We start from the raw sequence: 19,583 nt of genomic DNA on the forward strand, positions 1-19,583 counted from the left end.
ACCAGCCGGGGACGACCCTCATGCGGCGGGCGGAAGCTGCGGGCATGAAACGCCAGCGTTTCCTGACCCTGGGCCTCGCGCTCTCGGCCCTCGCCCTGGCCGCGCCGCAGCGGTATGAGGTGCGTGCCTTTGTCAATGCCAGCGGGGAGGTCGGAGGCGTGCGCCCCGCCTTCGCGTGGTGTGACGCGCCGGACCGGGTGCTGGCCGTCACCCAGCCCGCCAACGATCCCCGGACCACCGCCCAACCCGTCACGCTGCACCGCTGGCTCAAGCGCCCGCAACCGGAGTCGGACACGGGGAAGCTGACGGCTCCCTATCTGCTGGGGCCGAGTGAGGGAGCGGCCGGGAGTGTCTACACCCGCCTCTCCTTCCCGGATGGGTCGGGGGCGAACTCAAACTTCTACATCCGCACCAGCAACGTCGAGAACATCTTCGACCCCGCCTACAAGATGACCCGCGTGAACGAGTTCCGTACGCCGGAAGGCTCCTTCCGCTGCCGCTATCAGCCGCAAGCCGTGTTCATGGGTGCGACGGCCAAGCGCACGGTGATTGTCTGGGACAACGGCAGGGCGGCCACCTACGCCACCCGGAACTTCGACGGGACGCCGGGGGTGTACGTGACGGGCGGGAAGGTCGCGCAGGACGACCTTGGGCCGGAGTACACCTTCCAAAGTGGGAGCCACACCTACCTCGTGAAGTTCCATCCCTACGCCGCCTTCGTGCGGGTGCAGCGGGGCGGACGCACCCTGCGGACCGAGACCTTCCTCGCCTACTCCTACAGCCAACCCGTTCAGGAGCAACCATGACCCAGACCCCTCCCCCAGCGGCACAGCACCCCAACCACGATCTCGCCCGTGAACTGCGTGAAAGCAAGCTCAGCGGCGGCCTGCGCCACTTCATTGGCGGCGAGTGGGTGGACTCCAGAAGCGGCGAGACTTTCCAGACCCACACGCCCACCGACAATTCCGCGCTGGCGACCGTGGCGAGCGGCGACGCGGCCGACATTGACCGCGCTGCCCGCGCCGCCCACGACGCCTTCCAGACGTGGCGCGAGGTGAGCGGGGCCGAGCGCCGGAAAATCCTGCACCGAATCGCCGACCTGATCGAGAAGCGGTCGCAGGAGATCGCCGTGCTGGAGAGCGTGGATACCGGACAGGCCATCCGGTTCATGAAGTCGGCGGCGGCCCGTGGGGCGGAGAACTTCCGCTTCTACGCCGACCGCGCTCCGGGTGCCCAGGATGGCGAGAGCCTCCCCGCCCCCGGCTTCCTGAACTACTCCATCCGGCAGCCCATCGGCCCGGTCGGGGTCATCACGCCCTGGAACACGCCCTTCATGCTGAGCACCTGGAAGATCGCCCCGGCGCTCGCCGCCGGCTGCACGGTCGTCCACAAGCCCGCCGAGTGGAGTCCGGTCACGGCGACCCTGCTCGCCGAGATCATGGACGAGGCGGGGCTGCCTCAGGGCGTCCACAACCTCGTGCACGGCTTCGGGGAGAGCGCGGGCAAGGCGTTGACCGAACACCCGCTCATCAAGGCAGTCGCCTTTGTCGGCGAGACGGTGACGGGCAGCCACATCATGCGGCAGGGGGCGGACACCCTGAAGCGCGTGCATTTCGAACTGGGCGGCAAGAATCCGGTCGTGGTGTTCGACGACGCCGATCTGGAAAAGGCCCTCGACGCCGTGGTCTTCATGATCTACAGCCTGAACGGGGAACGCTGCACCAGCTCCAGCCGGGTGCTCATCCAGGAGGGCATCTACGACGAGTTCACCGCCCGCATCGCCGAACGGGCGCGGAACATCCGGGTGGGTGACCCCCTCGACCCCGACACCGAGGTCGGGCCGCTGGTTCACCCGCGCCATTTCGAGAAGGTCCTGTCCTACTTCGACAAGGCCCGCGAGGAAGGGGCCACCATCGCGGCGGGCGGCGAGCGCGTGGGGGGCGAGGGCAATTACGTCTCCCCCACCCTCTTCACCGGGGCGCGGAATGACATGCGGATCAGCCAGGAGGAGATCTTCGGCCCGGTCCTGACAGCCATCCCCTTCACCGACGAGGCGGACGCCCTGGCCCTCGCCAACGACGTGAACTACGGCCTCGCCGGGTACCTGTGGACGAACGACCTGACCCGTGCCCACCGCTTCGCGCACGGGCTGGAGGCGGGCATGATCTGGGTGAACTCCGAGAACGTGCGGCACCTGCCCACGCCCTTCGGTGGCGTGAAAAACAGCGGCATCGGGCGCGACGGCGGCGACTATTCCTTCGAGTTCTACATGGAGACGAAGAACATCGCCATCTCGCTGGGGACGCACAAGACGGCACGGCTGGGGGTGGGCGCCCCGCCGAAGGTGCAGAAGGAGGTGGCGGAGGGATGACGCCCCACACCGTCCTCCTCACCGGAGCCGCCGGACAGGTCGGTTCGGCCCTGCGCGAGGGCCTGCGCGGGCGCTTCCCCGTCCTGCGCCTGACCGACAACCGCGACCTGGGGGAAGCTCAGCAGGGCGAGGAGATCGTCCCCGCCGACCTCACCAACTTTGACGAGATCCGCGCCGCGATGGAAGGTGTAGACGCCGTGATCCACCTCGGCGGGATCGCGGACGAGCATACCTACGAGCGCATCCGCGACGTGAACTTCGACGGGACCTATCACGTCCTCGAAGCGGCGCGGCAGGCGGGCGTGCGGCGGGTGGCCTTCGCATCCTCCATCCACGCGGTCGGCTTCTATCCCCGCTCCGAGAAGATCGGGCCGGACGTGCCGGTGCGCCCCGACACCTACTACGGCGTCAGCAAGGTCTTCGGTGAGGCACTGGGCCGCATGTACTGGGAGCGGTACGACATCGAGTTTGTCGGCGTCCGCATCTGCTCCTTCCAACCCAAGCCGAAGGATGCCCGGCACCTCTCGACCTGGCTCAGCCCCCGTGACGCGGTACAGCTTTTTGAAAAGGCGGTCACTGTTCCCGACGTGGGCTTCCTGATCGTCGCGGGCATCAGCGGCAACACCCGCCGCTGGATGACCCCCGAAGGCTGGGACGTGCTGGGCTATGTCCCCCAGGACGATGCCGAAGCCTATGCCGCCGAGGTGGAGCACATCCACGGTGACCCGCGAGACATCACCGAGCAGCGGCAGGGCGGCATTTTCGTGGACCCGGAGTACCGGGGACTGGCGGGGAAGGAGGGCTAACGTGGCCGTGCTGGAACACGTCGCCTTCAGGGCCAGAGATCTCGGCCGCACCCAGGTTTTTTACGAGTTGCTTGGCGCGGAAACGTCCCTGCGCGGAGAGAGGCTGCTCGCCACTTTTCGCGGTGGGACGCGACTGATCTTCGACCGCAGCGAGACGGCACCCGACGTGGCTGCCGTGACGTATCTGGGCCTTGAACTGGACTCGTTCGACGAGGTGGACCGATTGCTTGCCCGCATCTCCGAACAGACCAGCATCCAGCACGACATGCGCGAGCACTACCGGCACACCACCGGCCCCTACGGCTTTTTCGTGACCGATCCCGACGGCTACGTCCTCAAAGTCTTCAAGTACCACGGCGCCGAAGAGGCGTAAGGAGGCACCCGCTATGGCAGCCATCACCGGACAGCAATTCCTCGACCGCCTGCGGAAGAATCCGCCCACCCTCTACATCGACGGGCAGCGGGTCGAGGACCCCACCACCCACCCGGCGACCCGCAACATGGTGCACTCGCTCGCCGGGCTGTACGACCTCCAACACCAGCCGGAGCTGCGCGAGCGGCTGACCTACGAGGAGAACGGCGAGCGCCACCCCATGAGCCTGATGGTGCCGCGCACCAAAGAAGACCTCGCCCGCATCGGGGAGGCGCACCGCCTCCGCGCGAACTACTCGCTGGGCTTCCTGGGCCGGGCGCCGGACTACATGAACGCCAACGTGATGGCGGCGGGCATGGGCGCGGGCTACTTCGCCAGTTGCGAGGTGGAGGGCGACCACCAGCCCGACTTCGCGGGCAACATGCGCCGCTACTACGAGTACGTGCGCGACCACGACCTGTGCCTGACCCACGCGCTGACCAACCCGCAGGTCAACCGCGCCAAGATGGCCTCCGAGATGCCCGACCCCTACATCGCGCTGGGGATTGTGGAGGAGCGCGAGGACGGCGTGGTCATGCGCGGCGCCCGCATGATGGCGACCCTGCCCATCGCGGACGAGATTCTGGTGTTTCCGTCCACCGTGCTCAAAGAGAACGCCGACAAGAGCCGCTACGCGATGGGCTTTGCCGTCCCGACGAATGCGCCCGGCCTGAGCTTCCAGTGCCGCGAGCCTTTCGACGTGGGCCGCGACCCGGAGGACCACCCGCTGGGCAGCCGCTTCGACGAGCAGGACGCCTTCGTGATCTTTGACGACGTGCTCGTCCCCTGGGAGCGCGTGTTCCTGCTGTACGACGTGGAACTGGCGAACAAGGCCTACGCCGCCACCGACGCCGTGCTGCACATGGCCTATCAGGTCGTGAACCTCAAAGTCGCCAAGACGGAAGCCTTCCTGGGCACCGCGCAGAGCATCGTGAACGCCATCGGCTCGGGGCAGTTCCAGCACGTCCAAAGCAAGGTCGCGGAGATCATTGTCATGCTGGAGATCATGAAGGCACTGGAGGTCGCCGCCGTCGCGGGGGCCACCGTCAACAAGTATGGGGTGATGACCCCCGCGCGGGGGCCGCTGGACGCCGCCCGCAACTACTACCCGGCGGTGTATGCCCGCCTGCCCGAACTGCTGCAGCTCCTCGGCGCGTCCGGCATCATCATGATGCCGAGCAAGGCCGACCGCGAGGGACCGCTGGGGCCGCAGATCAGCAAGTATCTGCAAGCCGGGAACGCGAGCGCCGAAGACCGCCTCAAGCTGTTCCGCCTCGCCTGGGACATGTCCATGAGCAGTTTCGGCGGGCGCCAGAGCCTCTACGAGAAGTTCTTCTTCGGGGACCCGGTGCGGATGCACTCGGCGCTGTACGAGGTCTACAACAAGCAGCCCTACGTGGAGCGCATCGGGGCGTTCCTGAACCGCAGCGAGAAGGCGGAGGGGGTGGCTGCCGATGACTGACCCCCGCCCAGACGTGATTCGCATCGCGCACACGGTCTTTACCGTCACCGACCTCGAAGCTTCGCGTGATTTCTACGTGAACCTGCTCGGCCTGAATGTGCTGCACGAGGAGCCGGGGGCGCTCTATCTGCGCGGGGTAGAGGACCGCGAGTGGACGTTGAAGCTGGAGCAGGCGCCGGAAGCAGGCGTGCGTCACCTCGCCTACCGGGTGCGGACGGACGCCTGCCTCGACGGGCTGGTCGCCCTGGCCGAGCGCGAGGGCCTCCCGTACCGCTGGGAGGAGGAACTCGACCGCCCCCGACTGCTGCGGATGCAGGACCCCTTCGGCGTGCCGATCGCCTTCTACCGCGAGAGCCACACGCACCGCTGGCTGCTTCAGGACTACCACCTGCACCGGGGGCCGGGCCTGCAACGGGTGGACCACGTCAACGTGATGACCCCTGACGTGGGCAGCATGATGGCCTGGTACGGCGAGCGACTGGGCTTCCGCGCCTCCGAACTCACAGAAGACGAGGAGGGGCGCATCTGGGCTGCCTGGATTCAGCGCCGGGGCGGTGTCCACGACCTCGCCATGACGAACGGCGCTGGGCCGAGGCTGCACCACTGGGCCTACTGGATGCCCGACGCCATGAGCATCATCCGGGCGTGCGACATCCTGGCCGGGGCGCGGCAGCCCGAGCGCATCGAGCGCGGGCCGGGGCGGCACGGCATCTCCAACGCCTTTTTTCTGTACGTGCGCGACCCCGACGGACACCGCATCGAGCTGTATACCTCCGACTACATCACGGTGGACCCCGACTTCGAGACGATCCGCTGGCAGCGCGACGATCCCCGCCGCCAGACGCTGTGGGGCGCCAAGACCCCGCGAAGCTGGTTCGAGGAGGGCTCGCGCATGGAGGCGTTTGGGGGCGGTTGGGCGGCCCTGACCGAGAGCGAGCTGAAGGGGATGCCCATCAATGTCATCTGAGCGGGTCATTCGGGATGACCTCCTGCCCGACCTGGCTGACGAGCTGGAGGGGGCGGAGGCCACCGGCGTGCAGCTCCCCCCGTTCTCCGAACGCTTCCCCGGCATGACGATTGCCGACGCCTACGCAGTGCAGCGGGCCTGGGTCGCGCAGAAGGTCGCGGGGGGGCGGCGCATCCTGGGACACAAGATCGGGCTGACCTCGCGGGCGATGCAGATGGCCTCGCAGATCACCGAACCGGATTACGGGGCGCTGCTGGACGACATGTTCTTCGAGCCGAACGGGGACATTCCCCTGTCGCGCTTCGTGGCCCCCAAGGTGGAGGTCGAGCTGGCCTTCCTGCTGGGGGCGGACCTTCACGGCCCCGGCGTGACGATCTTCGACGTGCTGCGGGCGACCGAGTACGTGACCCCGGCCGCCGAGATCATCGACGCGCGGATTCAGCGGGTCAGCCGGGAGACGGGGAAGCCCCGCCGGGTCACCGACACCATCAGTGACAACGCGGCCAACGCCGGGGTGATCGTGGGCGGGCGAGCGGTTCGGCCGGATGACCTCGACCTGCGCTGGGCGGCGGCGCTGTGCCTCCGCAACGGCGTGGTGGAGGAAACCGGGGTGGCGGCGGGCGTGCTGGGACATCCGGCGGCGGGGATCGCGTGGCTGGCCAACCGCCTCGCGCCCCACGGGGAGGGGCTGAAGGCTGGGGAACTCGTGCTGGCCGGGTCGTTTACCCGTCCGGTGGACATCGCTCCCGGGGACGTGTTCACCTTCGACTACGGGACACTGGGGACTTTTTCGTGCCGCTTTGCGGGAGCAGCGCGTGGCCGCTGAGGGGCCGATTGCCGCCGTGATGGTCCACGTGCCGGACGTGCCCGCCGCGCTGGAGTGGTACGCGCGGGCTTTTCCCGAAGCCGTGCGGCGTCAGGTTGACGGCTTCACGTTGCTGGACCTCGGCGGGGTGACGCTGGAACTCGTGCCTGCCGATGCCAAGGTCGCGTCGGGGGCGGCGGGCAGTGTGGTGTACTGGTCCGTACCCGACTTCGGGACGCGGCTCGCCCAATGGCAGGCCCGGGGAGCCGAGTTGTACCGTGGACCGATGGATATCGAAGACGGGCGGCGGATGGCGCAGGTGCGCGACCCCTGGGGCAATCTGCTGGGTCTGCGTGGGCCGCACCGGGAGCGGACGGCGTGACGGCTCCCAACGCCTTTAAACAGGCGCTGACCTCCGGCCAGCCGCTCTATGGCCTGTGGCTGGCCCTCGCCGACAGCTACAGCGCCGAGGTCTGCGCCGGGGCAGGCTTCGACTGGCTGGTCGTGGACGGAGAACACGCGCCCAACGACCTGCGGAGCATTCTCGCGCAGCTTCAGGCGCTGGCCCCCTACCCCTCGGCCCCGGTGGTCCGCCTGCCGGTGGGCGACCCGGTGCAGATCAAGCAGGTGCTCGATATCGGCGCCCGCAACCTGCTCATTCCGATGGTGGAGTCGGCGGCGCAGGCCCGCGAGTTGGTCGCGGCGACTCGGTACCCGCCGCAGGGCACCCGGGGCGTGGCGAGTGCGCTGGTGCGGGCAAGCGGATTTTCAAGGGATGCCACCTACTTGCAGCACGCGAACGAGGGCGTCTGCCTGATCGTGCAGGTGGAGTCGGCGGCGGCGCTGATAGAACTGGACGCCATCGCGGCGCTGGAGGGTGTGGACGGCGTCTTCGTGGGTCCCGCCGATCTGGCCGCCAGCATGGGACACCTGGGGAACCCGGCGCACCCGGCCGTGCAGGCGGCGATTCAGGATGCCGCAACCCGTAGCCGCGCAGCAGGCAAGGCGGCGGGTATCCTCGCCACCGACGAGGAAGCGGCGCGGCGGTATCTGAACTGGGGCTACAGCTTCGTGGCAATCGGCGTGGACGTATTGCTGTTGACCCGCACCAGCACGGAGTTGTTGGGGCGTTTTCGCAGTTGACCCAGCCTGCTCGTCACGTGACGAGCAGCGAACCAACCTCAATCCAGGGGCTCCACCCAGGGAGCACAGCGGCCATCGGCGACGAACCACCGATGGCCGTTTGCGAGCCGTGTCTAACCTGAGCGCGACCGAGCGAGCATCTCTACCGCGTGCCGGATATGTATGATATTATATATATTGCTGGCGGGTGCCCTGACGGGCGCCTAAGTCTCGCCCCTCCAAGTTTTCCCCAGGTTGATGGGCACGGGGCGTCCTCAAGTGGCCATGCCGCGCTGAGTGTGCGGCGCCCGCACCTGTTGCCTCTCCGCTGACACCGCCCCAGGGTGGAACGCCCTCCCCTGCCCTCGCCCACCCCCACTCACGATCCGAGCCGCTTGGATCACCCAGGGAGCCCCCATGACGACCTCATCCCCCTTGACCCCCACCTCACCCCGCGCCCGTGCCGCCCAGCGCCGCCGGGCTTCTGTCGCCGAAGCCGAGGAGCAGGTGGACACCGCTCTCCCAATCCCCACCGACACGGCCGAGGAAACCGGCGACCTTGACTTCTTGATGGAGCCCGGAGAGCTGGACCCCGCTGAGAAAGACTTTGACGACGAGACCGAGGAAGACGCGGCGGACACGCAGGCACGGGGAGACGAGGACGACTTTCCGCTGGACGAGGAAGCGGCCGCTGCGGCTGTCCAGGGGGACTCGTTGCGGCAGTACCTGAACGAGATCGGGCAGGTGCCGCTGCTGAGCTACGCCGAGGAACTCGACCTCGCCCGGCGGTACGAGGAGGGCGAGGAAGCCCGGCGGCGCCTGGCGGCCGAGGATGGCGGCGACCTCGACGACCGCCAGCGCCGCCGCCTCACGCGGCAGGCCGAGGACGGGGCGGCGGCCAAGCAGGCGCTGACCGAGGCCAACCTCCGGCTGGTCGTGTCCATCGCCAAGAAGTACACCGGGCGCGGGGTGGGGCTGCTGGACCTGATTCAGGAGGGCAACCTCGGGCTGGTGCGGGCGGTGGAGAAGTTCGAGTACCGCCGGGGATTCAAGTTCTCGACCTACGCGACGTGGTGGATTCGTCAGGCGGTCACCCGCGCCCTCGCGGACCAGGCCCGGACCATCCGCGTCCCGGTGCATATGGTCGAGACCATCAATAAGCTCACCTGGACCAGCCGCCGCCTGGAGATGGAGCTGTCGCGCGAGCCGCTGGACGAGGAACTCGCCGAGGCGATGGGCGCGGGCTGGAGCACCCAGAAGGTCGACGAGGTGCAGAAGTTGCGCCGCGACCCCATCTCGCTCGAGGCCCCCGTGGGCGAGGAAGGCGACAGCTCCGTGGGGGACTTCATCGCGGACGACCACTTTGCCTCGCCCGCCGAGAACGCCAACCAGAGGCTGCTGAGTGACGCCCTCGACCAGGCGCTGGGAGCGCTGGACGAGCGCGAGGCGCGGGTGATCCGGCTGCGCCACGGCCTCGCCGACGGCCGTCAGCACACGCTGGAAGAGGTCGGGCAGGTCCTGCACGTGACCCGCGAGCGCGTTCGGCAGATCGAGAACAAGGCCCTGCGCAAGCTCAAGTATCAGGAAGGCCGCACCCGCAAGCTCCACGGCTTCCTCGAATGACTCCGGACCCGCCCCCCCGGCGCAGGACCGCCGTCCCCGGCAGCACCCCGCCTGCTGCGGCCGACCGGCTGCTGACCGAGACGATTCAGGACCTGTACTGGGCGCTGCGGCGGCTCGCGGACCATGCCACAAGCGCCGTCACCCTGCCGCTCTCGGAGGTCGAGGTGCTGCGCTGGCTGCACCGGCACCCGGGGTCCAGCGTCTCGGAGATCGCCCGTGACCTGGGACTGCAGCACAGCAATGTCAGCGTGACCCTGCGCAGCCTGAGTGCCCGCGACCTGATCGTGCGGCGGCCTGACGAGCACGACCGCCGCTGCACACGCCTCTACCCCAGCCCCACCGCCGTCGCCACCCGCGCCGAGATCGACGGGGCGTGGGCCACGGCCTTGACCCCTTTTCTGGAAGGGCTCAGCGGGGAGGAGCTGACCGCCCTGCTGGGCACCCGGCCCCTCTGGGATCGGCTGGCGGCCCTTCGCCCCGCGCTGACCAAGCCTGCCGCCCCTCCGCCGGAGGAGCGGCAGGCTTGACACGCTCTTCGCCCCAGGCCAGACCTCTCCCGCGCTTGCTGTGCGAATCCCTCTCGGCGGAGAGGGACTTTTTTGCCCCCCGGTGGACCTCTTGGACGGCTTCTCCAAGTTGCTCGTCATGTGACGAGCAGACGAAAGGAGAGCCCCGCGAGGCTCTCCAGACGTGGGCGGGAAGGTCAGATCGGCTCAGTCGCTTCCCAGCACGGACGGGGCGGCGCGGCCTTCCTGGGGGAGCGGGCTGCCCACCCCGGCGTCCAGCGTCTTTTCCCGGGCAATGCCGTAGATCAGGAGGCCGTAGAAGACCTTGGCGGTCAGGTCCGCCACCGAGTGCCCCACCTGGCCCGCGATCAGGGCGGAAGCGCCGGTCAGGCCGAGGAGGGGAAAAGCATAGACCAGGGGGTGCAGGCTCCACGACGCCAGCAGCAGCCAGCGCAGCCGGGCGAAGCGCTGCCGGACTCCCGGCGTGTCGTGGCGCACCGCTCCAGCGAGTTCGCCCCACAGCACCGAGAGGATATAGAGAAACGGCACGGTGCCCGCCAGGCCCCACAGCGCCCGCGCGAGCAGATTCTCATGTTGGATCTCGCCGGGATAGCCCAGGGCGATCATCAGGGCGGCGGCACCGCCCAGCCGCACCATCAGCCGGGTGGTCTTCTGGCGCCCGATATCCAGCACCAGCAGCAGGGCGCTGAGAATGAGGGGCACGGTGCCCAGCCAGTCGGCGTAGCGGGAAGCGTCCTGAAAGGGGAGGCCGGTGGGGCGGTAGCCGCCACCTGCGGGGACGTAGGCGGCCGTCCAGGACCCCAGAATCTGGGTGTAGTGGTAGCAGGCCATGCCCACGGCGACGGCCATCACGATCAGGGCCGCGCGGTAGGGGCGGCCGACCTGCTCGCGCAGCAGCACGAAGAGCAGGGCCGCGCCGCCCATCGTGGCGACCGAGAGGTTGAGCACCTGCTGAATGAGGAGAAACTGTTCGCTGGTCAGGGTGGGAAGTGTCATGGTTCCTCCAGCCATTCGCGCAGAAAGCGTTGGCGAAAGCGGTGGGCGGCGTCCGCGCCCGTGACCCGCTCCAGATGCGGCATCAGGTGGTGCAGCAGGGTCGAGACATCGTCCCGGCCGTGCTCACGCCGCAGCCAGGCCAGCAGCCGGGGAGCACGGTCGTCGAGTTCGGTGTGCAGTTCGCGCTCCAGTGCGGCCCACAGCGAGGACGTGCTGCGGCGCTCGCGGTCGAGAAAGACCTGAAGGCCGCGGGGCTCGTCCGCCGCCGCCCAGCGAAACAGCGACTTGTGGTAGCCGCCCGGCTCGGCGGGCCAGGCCGGCGAGCCCTGCCAGCCCCGCGCCCGGTCGCTCCAGACGCGCAGGTCAAAGGCCCGCTCGACCAGCAGCACGCCCGCGTAGTTGCGTCCGTCCAGGAGGGGCAGCAGGTCGCGGTCCTGCGGGGTCACCGGCTGGCGAAAGGCCACGGTCGTTCCGTGGCTGACGGCGTGGGCCAGCAGTTCCTCCTCGGGTCCCAGGAAGGCCGCCTGACACCACCCGCCGGGCGCCTGGGCATAGAGGAAGGACAGGGCCTCGGCGGCAGCGGAGTGCTGGCGCGTCCGGGCATAGGTCGGGTGACCGGACTCCACCAGAATCCAGCCCCCGGCCCCGGCACGTGGCGAGGGCGCGACGCGCACCAGCACACTGCTCCCGTGAACGGCCCACTCTCCCAGGATCTGGGGAAGGTCTCGCCCGGCAAACGGGGCCTTTTCCGCCGAACGGTCCAACAGAAGACCAAAGATGGACTCAACTGGGCTGAGCATACCTGCCTTTCTGCTTCCCGAACGGCGCAGCGCCCAGCTCCCGCGTCTCGCCGCAGGAATGAACGTTTCCAAGAAAGCGCCTTTCTTTTACCGGCGAGGAAATGACAGAAACCTTTCACATCAAGCATTCAATTGTGTGATTAACTGAGATCGGAACAAAGAATAAAGCGTGCGGTTACCAAAGAGAAACCATAGAAATCAAGGAAGAGGAGGCGGCCACGACGGAGTTCTGCAGACCGCGCTCCCACCCGCAAAGGGAAGGGGGGGCCAGCAGATACGCTGCTGCCCCCCCCGATGACCCCCCCTGACTGTTCTCCAGGGTTACCGACCCCGCCGACGCGCCTTTTGCGGCCCGACCCGCCCGGCCCCGGTGCCCGAGTCGAGCCGCTGGGCACCATGCGGGTGCGGCTTGGCCGCCCGCTTCTGGCCCTGCTCGGGGCGGCTGTGGGCGTGCGTCCCCGAGGCCTCACGCGGAGGCCGGGGCTGGCCCTGCCCGCGTCCCTGGCCGCCTCCGCGCACGCCGTTGCCGCTGCCCTGGCCCTGCTTTTCCTGAATCGAGCGGTCGATCTGGCCCTCTTCCGGGGTCAGCGGCGGCTGGAGGGCGGCGGGCAGCCCCCGGCGCACATTGCGCCACAGCTCGCGCTGCTCGGGAATCAGCAGGACGAGGTTCACGCCGGGGCGCCCGGCGCGGGCGGTGCGGCCCGAGCGGTGGACATGGTCCTCGGAGGTGGAGGCCACGTCCATGTGAATGACGAGGCGCACCTCCGGCAGGTCGATGCCGCGCCCGGCGATGTCGGTGGCGACGAGCACCCGCGACTCGCCCGAGCGCAGCAGGTCCATCGTGCGCTCGCGCTTCTTCTGGTCCATGTTGCCCTGAAGGGCCGTGACCGTCTCGCCGGGGAGCAGCTCATTCAGCCGCTCGGCCCGCCGTTTGACGAGGGCCTTGGTCCGGCTGAAGATCACCACGCAGCCGCCGGGCGCCCGCAACGCTTCCCGCGCGTGGTCGGCGGCGACCCGCAGCACGTCCTCGCGGGTGGTGTGCAGCAGGAGGTGGGTGGCCCCGGTCGCCCCGCCCAACACGTCCCCGGTCTGCGGGGCCTCGGCGGCGCGGGCGGGGGCGATGTCGATGCGCTCGGGCGAGTGCATGAAGCGCTCGGCGACCTCGCGGATGGCGGCGGGAAAGGTCGCGGAGGCCATCGCGATCTGGAGGTCCTGCCCTGCTGCCTTCTGCGCCGAGCGCAGGATGTCGCCCACGTCCTTGAGGAAGCCCAGCGAGAGCAGCTCGTCGGCCTCGTCGAGTACCACGTAGCGCAGCCCGGCGAGCGAGAGTTCGCCGCGCGTGATCAGGTCCTTGAGGCGGCCCGGCGTGCCGGCGATCACGCCCTTGCCGCTCGCCTCGGTGCGGGTTTGCGAGGGCGTGATACCCCCGGTGATGCGTCCGGCAGGCATGCCGAGTTCGCGGGCCACATCACGAATCTGCACCGCGAGTTCGCGGGTGGGCGTCACGACGAGGACTTCCGGGCGCATGCCGCGCGTGGGCTTCATGCCGATGCCGCGGGCGGCGGCGGGAATCAGGAAGGCGAGCGTCTTGCCGCTGCCGGTGCGGGCGGTCGTGATCACGTCGCGGCCCGCGAGCAGCACGGGAATCGCCCCGGCCTGCACGGGCGTGGGGGTGCGGTCGCCCAGCCACTTGGGCCAGTCGGTCGGGACGGTGGGGGCGGGGCGAGTCTGGGTCTTGGATAAGGTCATGAGAAATCCTGCCTGGCAGAACACGCCGGACCAGCGCAGAGGCTGGGGGCGCGGCGCGGCGCTGGAGAGGGGCGCCGGGGAGGTAGAGGGGAACGCTTCAGCCCGTCCTCTCAGGGAGGAGGGGGCTGGCTCTCCGCGCCCATGGGAGGTCTGCCTGCGAAAAGGGTCTGTTCTGCCAGGGAAGCCGACGGCACAGACAAACCCCGGCAGTATGCCGCATCGGGGCGGGGGAGATGGGGGGCCGGGTCGCCAGGCCAGCCGCACGGCACCGCCGCCCCTGGGCAAGCGGGCGGCGGTGGGGGTCAATCGTTGGTGGAGGCCGGGGCGTCTTCGACCTCCGGGGGCGGCTTGAGGCGTCCGGCCTGACGCACGCTCTGGGTCAGCAGGAACTCGATCTGGGCGTTGACCGAGCGCAGGTCGTCGGCGGCCCAGCGCTCTAAGGCGGCGTAGAGGTCGGGGCTGATGCGCAGCGGGAAATTCTTCTTCGGGCGGGCGGGCATGCGGCGGCCCCCGTTAGTACAGGCTGCCCGCGTTGACGACAGGCTGGGTGCCGCGCTCGCTGGTCAGCACGACGAGCAGGTTGCTGACCATCTGCGCCTTGCGCTCCTCGTCGAGGTGGACGATCTCCTGTTCGGACAACTCGCGCAGGGCCATCTCGACCATGCCGACCGCGCCCTGCACGATCTGCTGCCGCGCCGCGATGATCGCGCTGGCCTGCTGGCGCTGGAGCATCGCGCCCGCGATCTCGGGCGAGTAGGCGAGGTGCGAGAGCCGCGCCTCGAGGACCTCCACCCCCGCGTGCCGCAGCCGGGTGTCGAGTTCGCGGCCCAGCGCCTCGGACACCTCATCCGGGTTGCCGCGCAGCGAGAGGGTGCGGCCGTCGTAGTCGTCGTAGGGGTACCCGGCGGCGAGGTGGCGCAGGGCGGTTTCGGACTGGATGGCGACGAACTCGGAATAGTCCTCCACGTCGAAGACCGCGCGGGCGGTATCCACCACCCGCCATACGATCACGGCAGCGATCTCGATGGGATTCCCGGCCTGGTCGTTGACCTTGAGCCGCTCGGAGTTGAAGTTGCGAATCCGCAGCGAGACATTCCGGCGCACCGTCAGCGGGTTGGTCCAGTAAAAGCCGTTGCGCCGCTCGGTGCCCACGTACCGCCCGAAGAGGGTGATCACGCTGGCCTGGTTGGGCTGCACGATGAAAAAGCCCCCCAGCGCGATCAGCAGCAGCACGCCCAGCACGACGGCCGGGACGACCAGGGCCAGACCGAGTCCCAGCCATGCGGCGAGGCCCGCGAAAATCAACCACAGCAGCACGGCGGGAATCCCCGGCAGCCCGAAGGCGGGGCGCTCGGCGCTCGCCACGCCGGGGATAGGGGAGACGCCCCCAGCGGGACCGACGGTGGCCGGGGCTCTTTCCAGTTCACTCATGGCAACCTCCAGGCACCGGGGAAGGATCGGTGCGTATCAGGATGATATCACATCGATACTGTCCAGCCGGTCGGTTGCTGGGGGGTGCGTCAGCCTCTATCGTGAAGGCCTCCACAATCTGAAGGACGCCTGAAGGTTCCCTCCCAAGCTTCCCTTTCCTTCCGCAGGAGTGCCGCATGGAGCCGTGCTATGGACATCTTTGACCCCGCCATCTTTCCCATCCTGGCTGCCGACGGGCTGACCAACGGGGCCGTCTACGCGCTGCTCGCGCTCGCGCTGGTGCTGGTGTTCGCCGTGACGCGGGTGGTGTTCATTCCGCAGGGCGAGTTCGTGGTGTTCGGCACGCTGACGCTGGCCTCGCTGCAACTGGGGCGCGTGCCGGGCACCCTCTGGCTGCTGCTGGGGCTGCTCGCCCTCGCGGCGGTGATGGAAGCCGTCTCGCAGGCGCGGCGTGGGCAGGCGGGCCGGGGGCTGCTCACGCTCGCCGGGGCTGCCGGGGTGGGGGCGGCGGTGTGGGCGCTGACCGCGTGGGCCGCGCCGCTGGGCTGGCCGCTGTGGGCACAGGCGCTGCTGACGCTGGCGCTGGTCGCCCCGCTCGGCCCGCTGCTCTACCGCACGGTGTACCAGCCGCTGCGGGACGCGACCGTCCTCGTCCTGCTGATCGCGTCGGTGGCGCTGCACCTCGCGCTGACGGGGCTGGCCCTGGTCTTCTTCGGGCCGGAGGGGTCGCGCACGCCGCCCTTCGCGGGGGGCAACCTCACGCTGGGGCAGGTCACCCTGAGCAACCAGAGCCTGCTGGTGATTCTGCTCTCGGCGGGGCTGATGCTGGGGCTGTTCTTCTTCTTCGAGCGCACGATGGCGGGCAAGGCGCTGCGGGCCACCGCCGTCAACCGCCTGGGGGCGCGGCTGGTGGGGATCAGTCCGGCGTCGGCGGGGGCGCTGACCTTCACGCTGGCGGCGCTGATCGGGGCGGTCGGCGGCATGATGATCGGCCCCAGCGTGGCGATGAACTACGACTCGGGCTTCCTGATCGGCCTCAAGGGATTTATCGGGGCGATTATCGGCGGCCTGGTCAGTTACCCGCTCGCGGCGGCGGGGGCGCTGCTCGTCGGCCTGATCGAGAGCTTCGCGTCCTTCAGCCTCTCGGCCTGGAAGGAGGTCATCGTGTTCACGCTGATCCTGCCCGTGCTGCTGTGGCGCAGTCTGACCACCCGCCACATCCCGGAGGATGAGGAATGAACGCGCGGTTCGTCCTGTCGGTGGTCGCGGTGGCCCTGGCGCTCGTGCTGCCGCTGATTCTCCCGCTCTTTCAGGTCACGCTGCTCGTCAACATCCTGATTTTTGCGACCGTGGCCGTGGGACTGGTGCTGCTCACGGGCATCGTGGGGCTGACCTCCTTCGGGCAGGCGGCCTTTATGGGGGCGGGGGCGTACACGACGGCGATCCTGACGACCCAGGCGGGGTGGAGTCCGTGGCTGGCGCTTCCTGCGGGGCTGGTGGTCACAGGTTTGATCGCGTGGCTGCTGGGGCTGCTCACGCTGCGGATGCAGGGGCATTACCTCCCGCTGGCGACCATCGCCTGGGGCATGAGCCTGTATTACGTCTTCGGCAACACGCCCGCGCTGGGGGGCTTTACCGGGCTGACGAACATCCCGGCGCTGTCCTTTTTCGGCCTGGACCTCACCTCACCGCGCACCTTCGCGTATCTTGCCCTGCTCGCCCTGGGGTTGACCGGGCTGGGCGCCCAGTTCCTGCTCTCCAGCCGCACCGGGCGGGCGATGCGGGCGCTGCGGAGCGGGCCGCTGGTGGCCGAAGCCTTCGGCGTGAATGCTTTCCGGCTGCGGGTACAGGTGTTCGTGCTCGCGGCACTCATGGCGGGACTGGCGGGGTGGCTCTACGCCCACAGCCAGCGCTTCGTGAACCCCACGCCCTTCAGCCTTCAGGCGGGAATCGAGTACCTGTTCATGGCGGTCGTGGGCGGCTCCGGCTACGTGTGGGGAGCGCTGCTGGGGTCGGGGCTGATCACCGGGCTGCGCGAGTGGCTGCGGGACGCGCTGCCGGGCCTGATCGGGGCGCAGGGCAACTTCGAGGTGATCGTGTTCGGCGTGCTGGTCATCCTGACCCTGCAATTCGCGCGGCGGGGGTTGTGGCCGCTGCTGGAACGGGTGCTGCCGCAAGCCCCGGTGCGCCTGCTCCCCGAACGGGGCCGCCTCCCCGCCCGCGAGAAGCCCGCGCCAGGCACGCCGCTCTTGTCGGTCGAGCACGCGGTCAAGCAGTTCGGCGGCCTGCGGGCGGTGAACGACGTGTCCTTCGAGCTGCGGGCAGGGGAAATCCTGGGCCTGATCGGGCCGAACGGCGCGGGCAAGAGCACCATGTTCAACCTCGTGACCGGGGTGAATCCGGCCACGTCGGGGCGGGTTTCATTCATGGGCCGCGACATCACCCGGCTGAGCGCAGGGCAGATTCACCGGCTGGGACTGGCTCGCACCTTCCAGCACGTGCATCTCCTGCCCGAGCTGTCCCTGCTTCAAAACGCGATGATGGGCGGCTACGCGCGGGGCCGGGCGGGGATGCTGGCGAGCCTGCTGCACCTGGAGCGGGGGGAGGAAGCGGCCCTGCAACACGAGGCGCTGCGGCAACTGGAGCGGGTGGGACTGGGCGAACTGGCGCACACCCCCGCCGGGAACCTCGCGCTGGGGCAGCAGCGGGTCCTGGAGGTCGCGCGGGCGCTGGTGGCCGACCCTACGCTGCTGCTGCTGGACGAACCCGCCGCCGGGCTGCGCTACGGCGAGAAGATGGACCTGGCCGACCTGCTGCGGCGGCTGCGGGCCGAGGGGGTGACGGTGCTGCTCGTCGAGCACGACATGGACCTCGTGATGGGGCTGGTGGACCGGCTGGTGGTCATGAACTACGGGGAGAAGCTGGCCGAAGGCACGCCCGCCGAGATCCGCGCCCACCCGGCCGTGCGCGAGGCGTACCTGGGTGTGGACGTGAGTGGGGAGGAGGTCGCGTGACGGCCCGGCCCTCTGGAACACCGCTGCTGGAAGTGCGCGGCCTGCACACCCGCTATGGCCGGGTGGAGGCCCTGGGCGGCGTGAGTGTCGAGGTTCCCGCCGGGCACATCGTGAGCGTGATCGGGGCGAACGGGGCAGGGAAGACCACGCTGATGAACTCGGTGATGGGGGTGCTGACGCCCTCGGCGGGCGAGGTGCTGTACGCGGGCGAATCCCTGCGCGGGGTGCCACTGGAGGCACGGGTGGCGCGGGGCATCACGCTGGTGCCCGAGCGCCGGGACCTCTTCGCGTCCATGACGGTGGCCGACAACCTGCAACTTGGGGCCTATACCCGGCGGCGGGGCGGGTGGCGGGGCGACTTGGACGGCGTGTATGCCCGCTTTCCGCGCCTCGCGGAGCGCCGCCGCCAGCTCGCGGGCACCCTCTCGGGCGGTGAGCAGCAGATGCTGGCGATCGGCCGGGCACTGATGGCGCGGCCCCGGTTGCTGCTGCTGGACGAACCCAGCCTCGGCCTCGCGCCGCTGATCGTGCGCGACATCCTCCGCATCGTGCAGGGGTTGCGCGACGAGGGCGTGACCGTGCTGTTGGTGGAGCAGAATGCCCGCGCTTCCCTCGCCATCAGCGACGAGGGGTACGTGCTGGAAACCGGGCAGGTGCGGCTGAGCGGCCCCGCGCACGAACTGGCCCGCGACGAGACATTGGGGGCGAGCTACCTGGGAGGGTAGGGGCCGCCAGCTTCCAGCGGCCAGCGGCCAGTAGAAGCAGAGGCCTTCGCTCCGGCCAAGCTGGAAGCCGGCGGCTGGAAGCTGACCGCTATCCTTCCACCCATGCACCCCTGGCACGACCTGCCCCCCGGAGAGAACCCGCCCGCCCTGCTGCGCGTGGTGGTCGAGGTTCCGCGCGGGGACACCACCAAGTACGAACTCGACCGCGAATATGGCGTGCTGGCGGTCAACCGCATCCTGACGCCGCCCGTGCCCTATCCGGCGCATTACGGCTTCGTGCCGCGCACGCTGGACGAGGACGGCGACCCGCTGGACGCGCTGGTGGTCATGCAGAACCCGGTCGTGCCGCTCGCGGTGCTGCGGGCGCGGCCCATTGGGGTGGTCAAGCTCGAAGACCGGGGGCAGATCGACGACAAGCTGATCTGCGTGCATGTGGACGACCCGTCCTGCGAGGCCTTCCACACCTTCGGGGACCTGCCGGGGCACGACCAGGAGCGTTTCAAGTGGTTTTTCGAGGTGTATCAGGACCAGCTCCAGCGGGACGTGCGGGTGGCCCACATCGGCGGGCGGCAGGAGGCCGAGGCGTCGGTGCGGCGGGGGCTGGAACGGTACGCGGCGGCCTTTCCGGGGCCCCCCGCGCCGCGCCCGCGCTGAAGCGGGGCTCGGCCGTCGATGCAGGCGAAGGCCGCCGCTCCGGCCATCACGCCCCCTCGTTTCGGGAGGAGGACGGACCCTCCGGTCCCCTTGAACGTCCTGCCCCGTTTGGCTTGGGT

General features: G+C 69.3%; 20 protein-coding genes. 15 read left to right on the top strand and 5 right to left on the bottom strand.

Translation table 11 applies throughout. The features are described 5' to 3' along the window. Positions 1-44: 44 nt before the first annotated feature. From L1280_RS08995 to L1280_RS09045, 11 genes are all read left to right on the top strand, one after another. On the top strand, positions 45-806 hold the full coding sequence (locus L1280_RS08995; RefSeq protein ID WP_253581784.1) for a hypothetical protein: 762 nt from the start codon (positions 45-47) through the stop codon (positions 804-806). Next, positions 803-2,371, top strand: a complete 1,569-nt coding sequence (gene hpaE, locus L1280_RS09000) for a 5-carboxymethyl-2-hydroxymuconate semialdehyde dehydrogenase (protein WP_253581785.1) — start codon at positions 803-805, stop codon at positions 2,369-2,371. The genes L1280_RS08995 and hpaE overlap by 4 nt, the downstream gene beginning before the upstream one ends. Continuing rightward, complete coding sequence (locus L1280_RS09005) at positions 2,368-3,177, top strand: NAD(P)-dependent oxidoreductase (protein WP_253581786.1); 810 nt, start codon at positions 2,368-2,370, stop codon at positions 3,175-3,177. The genes hpaE and L1280_RS09005 overlap by 4 nt, the downstream gene beginning before the upstream one ends. 1 nt (position 3,178) lies before the next feature. After that, positions 3,179-3,550 carry a VOC family protein gene (locus L1280_RS09010; protein ID WP_253581787.1) on the top strand — a complete coding sequence of 124 codons (372 nt, stop codon included), beginning with the start codon at positions 3,179-3,181 and terminating at the stop codon, positions 3,548-3,550. 13 nt (positions 3,551-3,563) lie between these two features. Further along, positions 3,564-5,051, top strand: a complete 1,488-nt coding sequence (hpaB, locus tag L1280_RS09015) for a 4-hydroxyphenylacetate 3-monooxygenase, oxygenase component (RefSeq protein ID WP_253581788.1) — start codon at positions 3,564-3,566, stop codon at positions 5,049-5,051. Further along, entirely contained in the window at positions 5,044-6,018 is a 975-nt protein-coding gene (gene hpaD, locus L1280_RS09020; protein WP_253581789.1) for a 3,4-dihydroxyphenylacetate 2,3-dioxygenase, read from the top strand. The genes hpaB and hpaD overlap by 8 nt, the downstream gene beginning before the upstream one ends. Then, positions 6,008-6,844, top strand: a complete 837-nt coding sequence (hpaH, locus tag L1280_RS09025; RefSeq protein WP_253581790.1) for a 2-oxo-hept-4-ene-1,7-dioate hydratase — start codon at positions 6,008-6,010, stop codon at positions 6,842-6,844. Before hpaD ends, hpaH begins: the two co-directional genes overlap by 11 nt. Further along, on the top strand, positions 6,834-7,205 hold the full coding sequence (locus L1280_RS09030; protein WP_253581791.1) for a VOC family protein: 372 nt from the start codon (positions 6,834-6,836) through the stop codon (positions 7,203-7,205). Before hpaH ends, L1280_RS09030 begins: the two co-directional genes overlap by 11 nt. Then, positions 7,202-7,966 carry a 4-hydroxy-2-oxoheptanedioate aldolase gene (gene hpaI / locus L1280_RS09035; RefSeq protein WP_253581792.1) on the top strand — a complete coding sequence of 255 codons (765 nt, stop codon included), beginning with the start codon at positions 7,202-7,204 and terminating at the stop codon, positions 7,964-7,966. The genes L1280_RS09030 and hpaI overlap by 4 nt, the downstream gene beginning before the upstream one ends. A gap of 396 nt (positions 7,967-8,362) precedes the next feature. Then, entirely contained in the window at positions 8,363-9,568 is a 1,206-nt protein-coding gene (rpoD, locus tag L1280_RS09040) for an RNA polymerase sigma factor RpoD (RefSeq protein ID WP_253581793.1), read from the top strand. Continuing rightward, a complete protein-coding gene (locus L1280_RS09045) occupies positions 9,565-10,095 on the top strand; it encodes a MarR family winged helix-turn-helix transcriptional regulator (protein WP_253581794.1) in 531 nt (176 codons plus the stop codon). The genes rpoD and L1280_RS09045 overlap by 4 nt, the downstream gene beginning before the upstream one ends. Positions 10,096-10,281: 186 nt before the next feature. Here L1280_RS09045 and L1280_RS09050 read toward each other — a convergent pair whose 3' ends face one another. The 5 genes from L1280_RS09050 to L1280_RS09070 all read right to left on the bottom strand — a co-directional run bounded on the left by L1280_RS09050 (position 10,282) and on the right by L1280_RS09070 (position 15,071). Further along, positions 10,282-11,091 (bottom strand): bacteriorhodopsin, encoded by an 810-nt coding sequence (locus L1280_RS09050; RefSeq protein WP_253581795.1) that lies wholly within the window; start codon positions 11,089-11,091, stop codon positions 10,282-10,284. Then, positions 11,088-11,855, bottom strand: a complete 768-nt coding sequence (locus tag L1280_RS09055; protein ID WP_253581796.1) for a hypothetical protein — start codon at positions 11,853-11,855, stop codon at positions 11,088-11,090. The genes L1280_RS09050 and L1280_RS09055 overlap by 4 nt, the downstream gene beginning before the upstream one ends. 357 nt (positions 11,856-12,212) lie before the next feature. After that, positions 12,213-13,640: a DEAD/DEAH box helicase gene (locus tag L1280_RS09060; RefSeq protein ID WP_253581797.1), complete on the bottom strand. Its 1,428-nt coding sequence runs from the start codon at positions 13,638-13,640 to the stop codon at positions 12,213-12,215. Positions 13,641-13,942: 302 nt separating this feature from the next. Continuing rightward, entirely contained in the window at positions 13,943-14,140 is a 198-nt protein-coding gene (locus L1280_RS09065) for a hypothetical protein (RefSeq protein ID WP_253581798.1), read from the bottom strand. A 13-nt stretch (positions 14,141-14,153) separates the two neighbouring features. Then, entirely contained in the window at positions 14,154-15,071 is a 918-nt protein-coding gene (locus tag L1280_RS09070; RefSeq protein ID WP_253581799.1) for an SPFH domain-containing protein, read from the bottom strand. Positions 15,072-15,260: 189 nt separating this feature from the next. Between L1280_RS09070 and L1280_RS09075 the strand changes: the two genes are divergently transcribed. From L1280_RS09075 to L1280_RS09090, 4 genes are all read left to right on the top strand, one after another. Further along, on the top strand, positions 15,261-16,310 hold the full coding sequence (locus tag L1280_RS09075; protein WP_253581800.1) for a branched-chain amino acid ABC transporter permease: 1,050 nt from the start codon (positions 15,261-15,263) through the stop codon (positions 16,308-16,310). Then, positions 16,307-18,085 (top strand): ATP-binding cassette domain-containing protein, encoded by a 1,779-nt coding sequence (locus tag L1280_RS09080; protein WP_253581801.1) that lies wholly within the window; start codon positions 16,307-16,309, stop codon positions 18,083-18,085. The genes L1280_RS09075 and L1280_RS09080 overlap by 4 nt, the downstream gene beginning before the upstream one ends. Next, complete coding sequence (locus L1280_RS09085) at positions 18,082-18,810, top strand: ATP-binding cassette domain-containing protein (protein ID WP_253581802.1); 729 nt, start codon at positions 18,082-18,084, stop codon at positions 18,808-18,810. The genes L1280_RS09080 and L1280_RS09085 overlap by 4 nt, the downstream gene beginning before the upstream one ends. Before the next feature lie 102 nt (positions 18,811-18,912). Then, positions 18,913-19,464, top strand: a complete 552-nt coding sequence (locus L1280_RS09090; RefSeq protein ID WP_253581803.1) for an inorganic diphosphatase — start codon at positions 18,913-18,915, stop codon at positions 19,462-19,464. Positions 19,465-19,583: the final 119 nt, after the last annotated feature.

Origin of the sequence: Deinococcus sp. HSC-46F16, assembly GCF_024171495.1 — a bacterium.
Lineage (GTDB): Bacteria > Deinococcota > Deinococci > Deinococcales > Deinococcaceae > Deinococcus.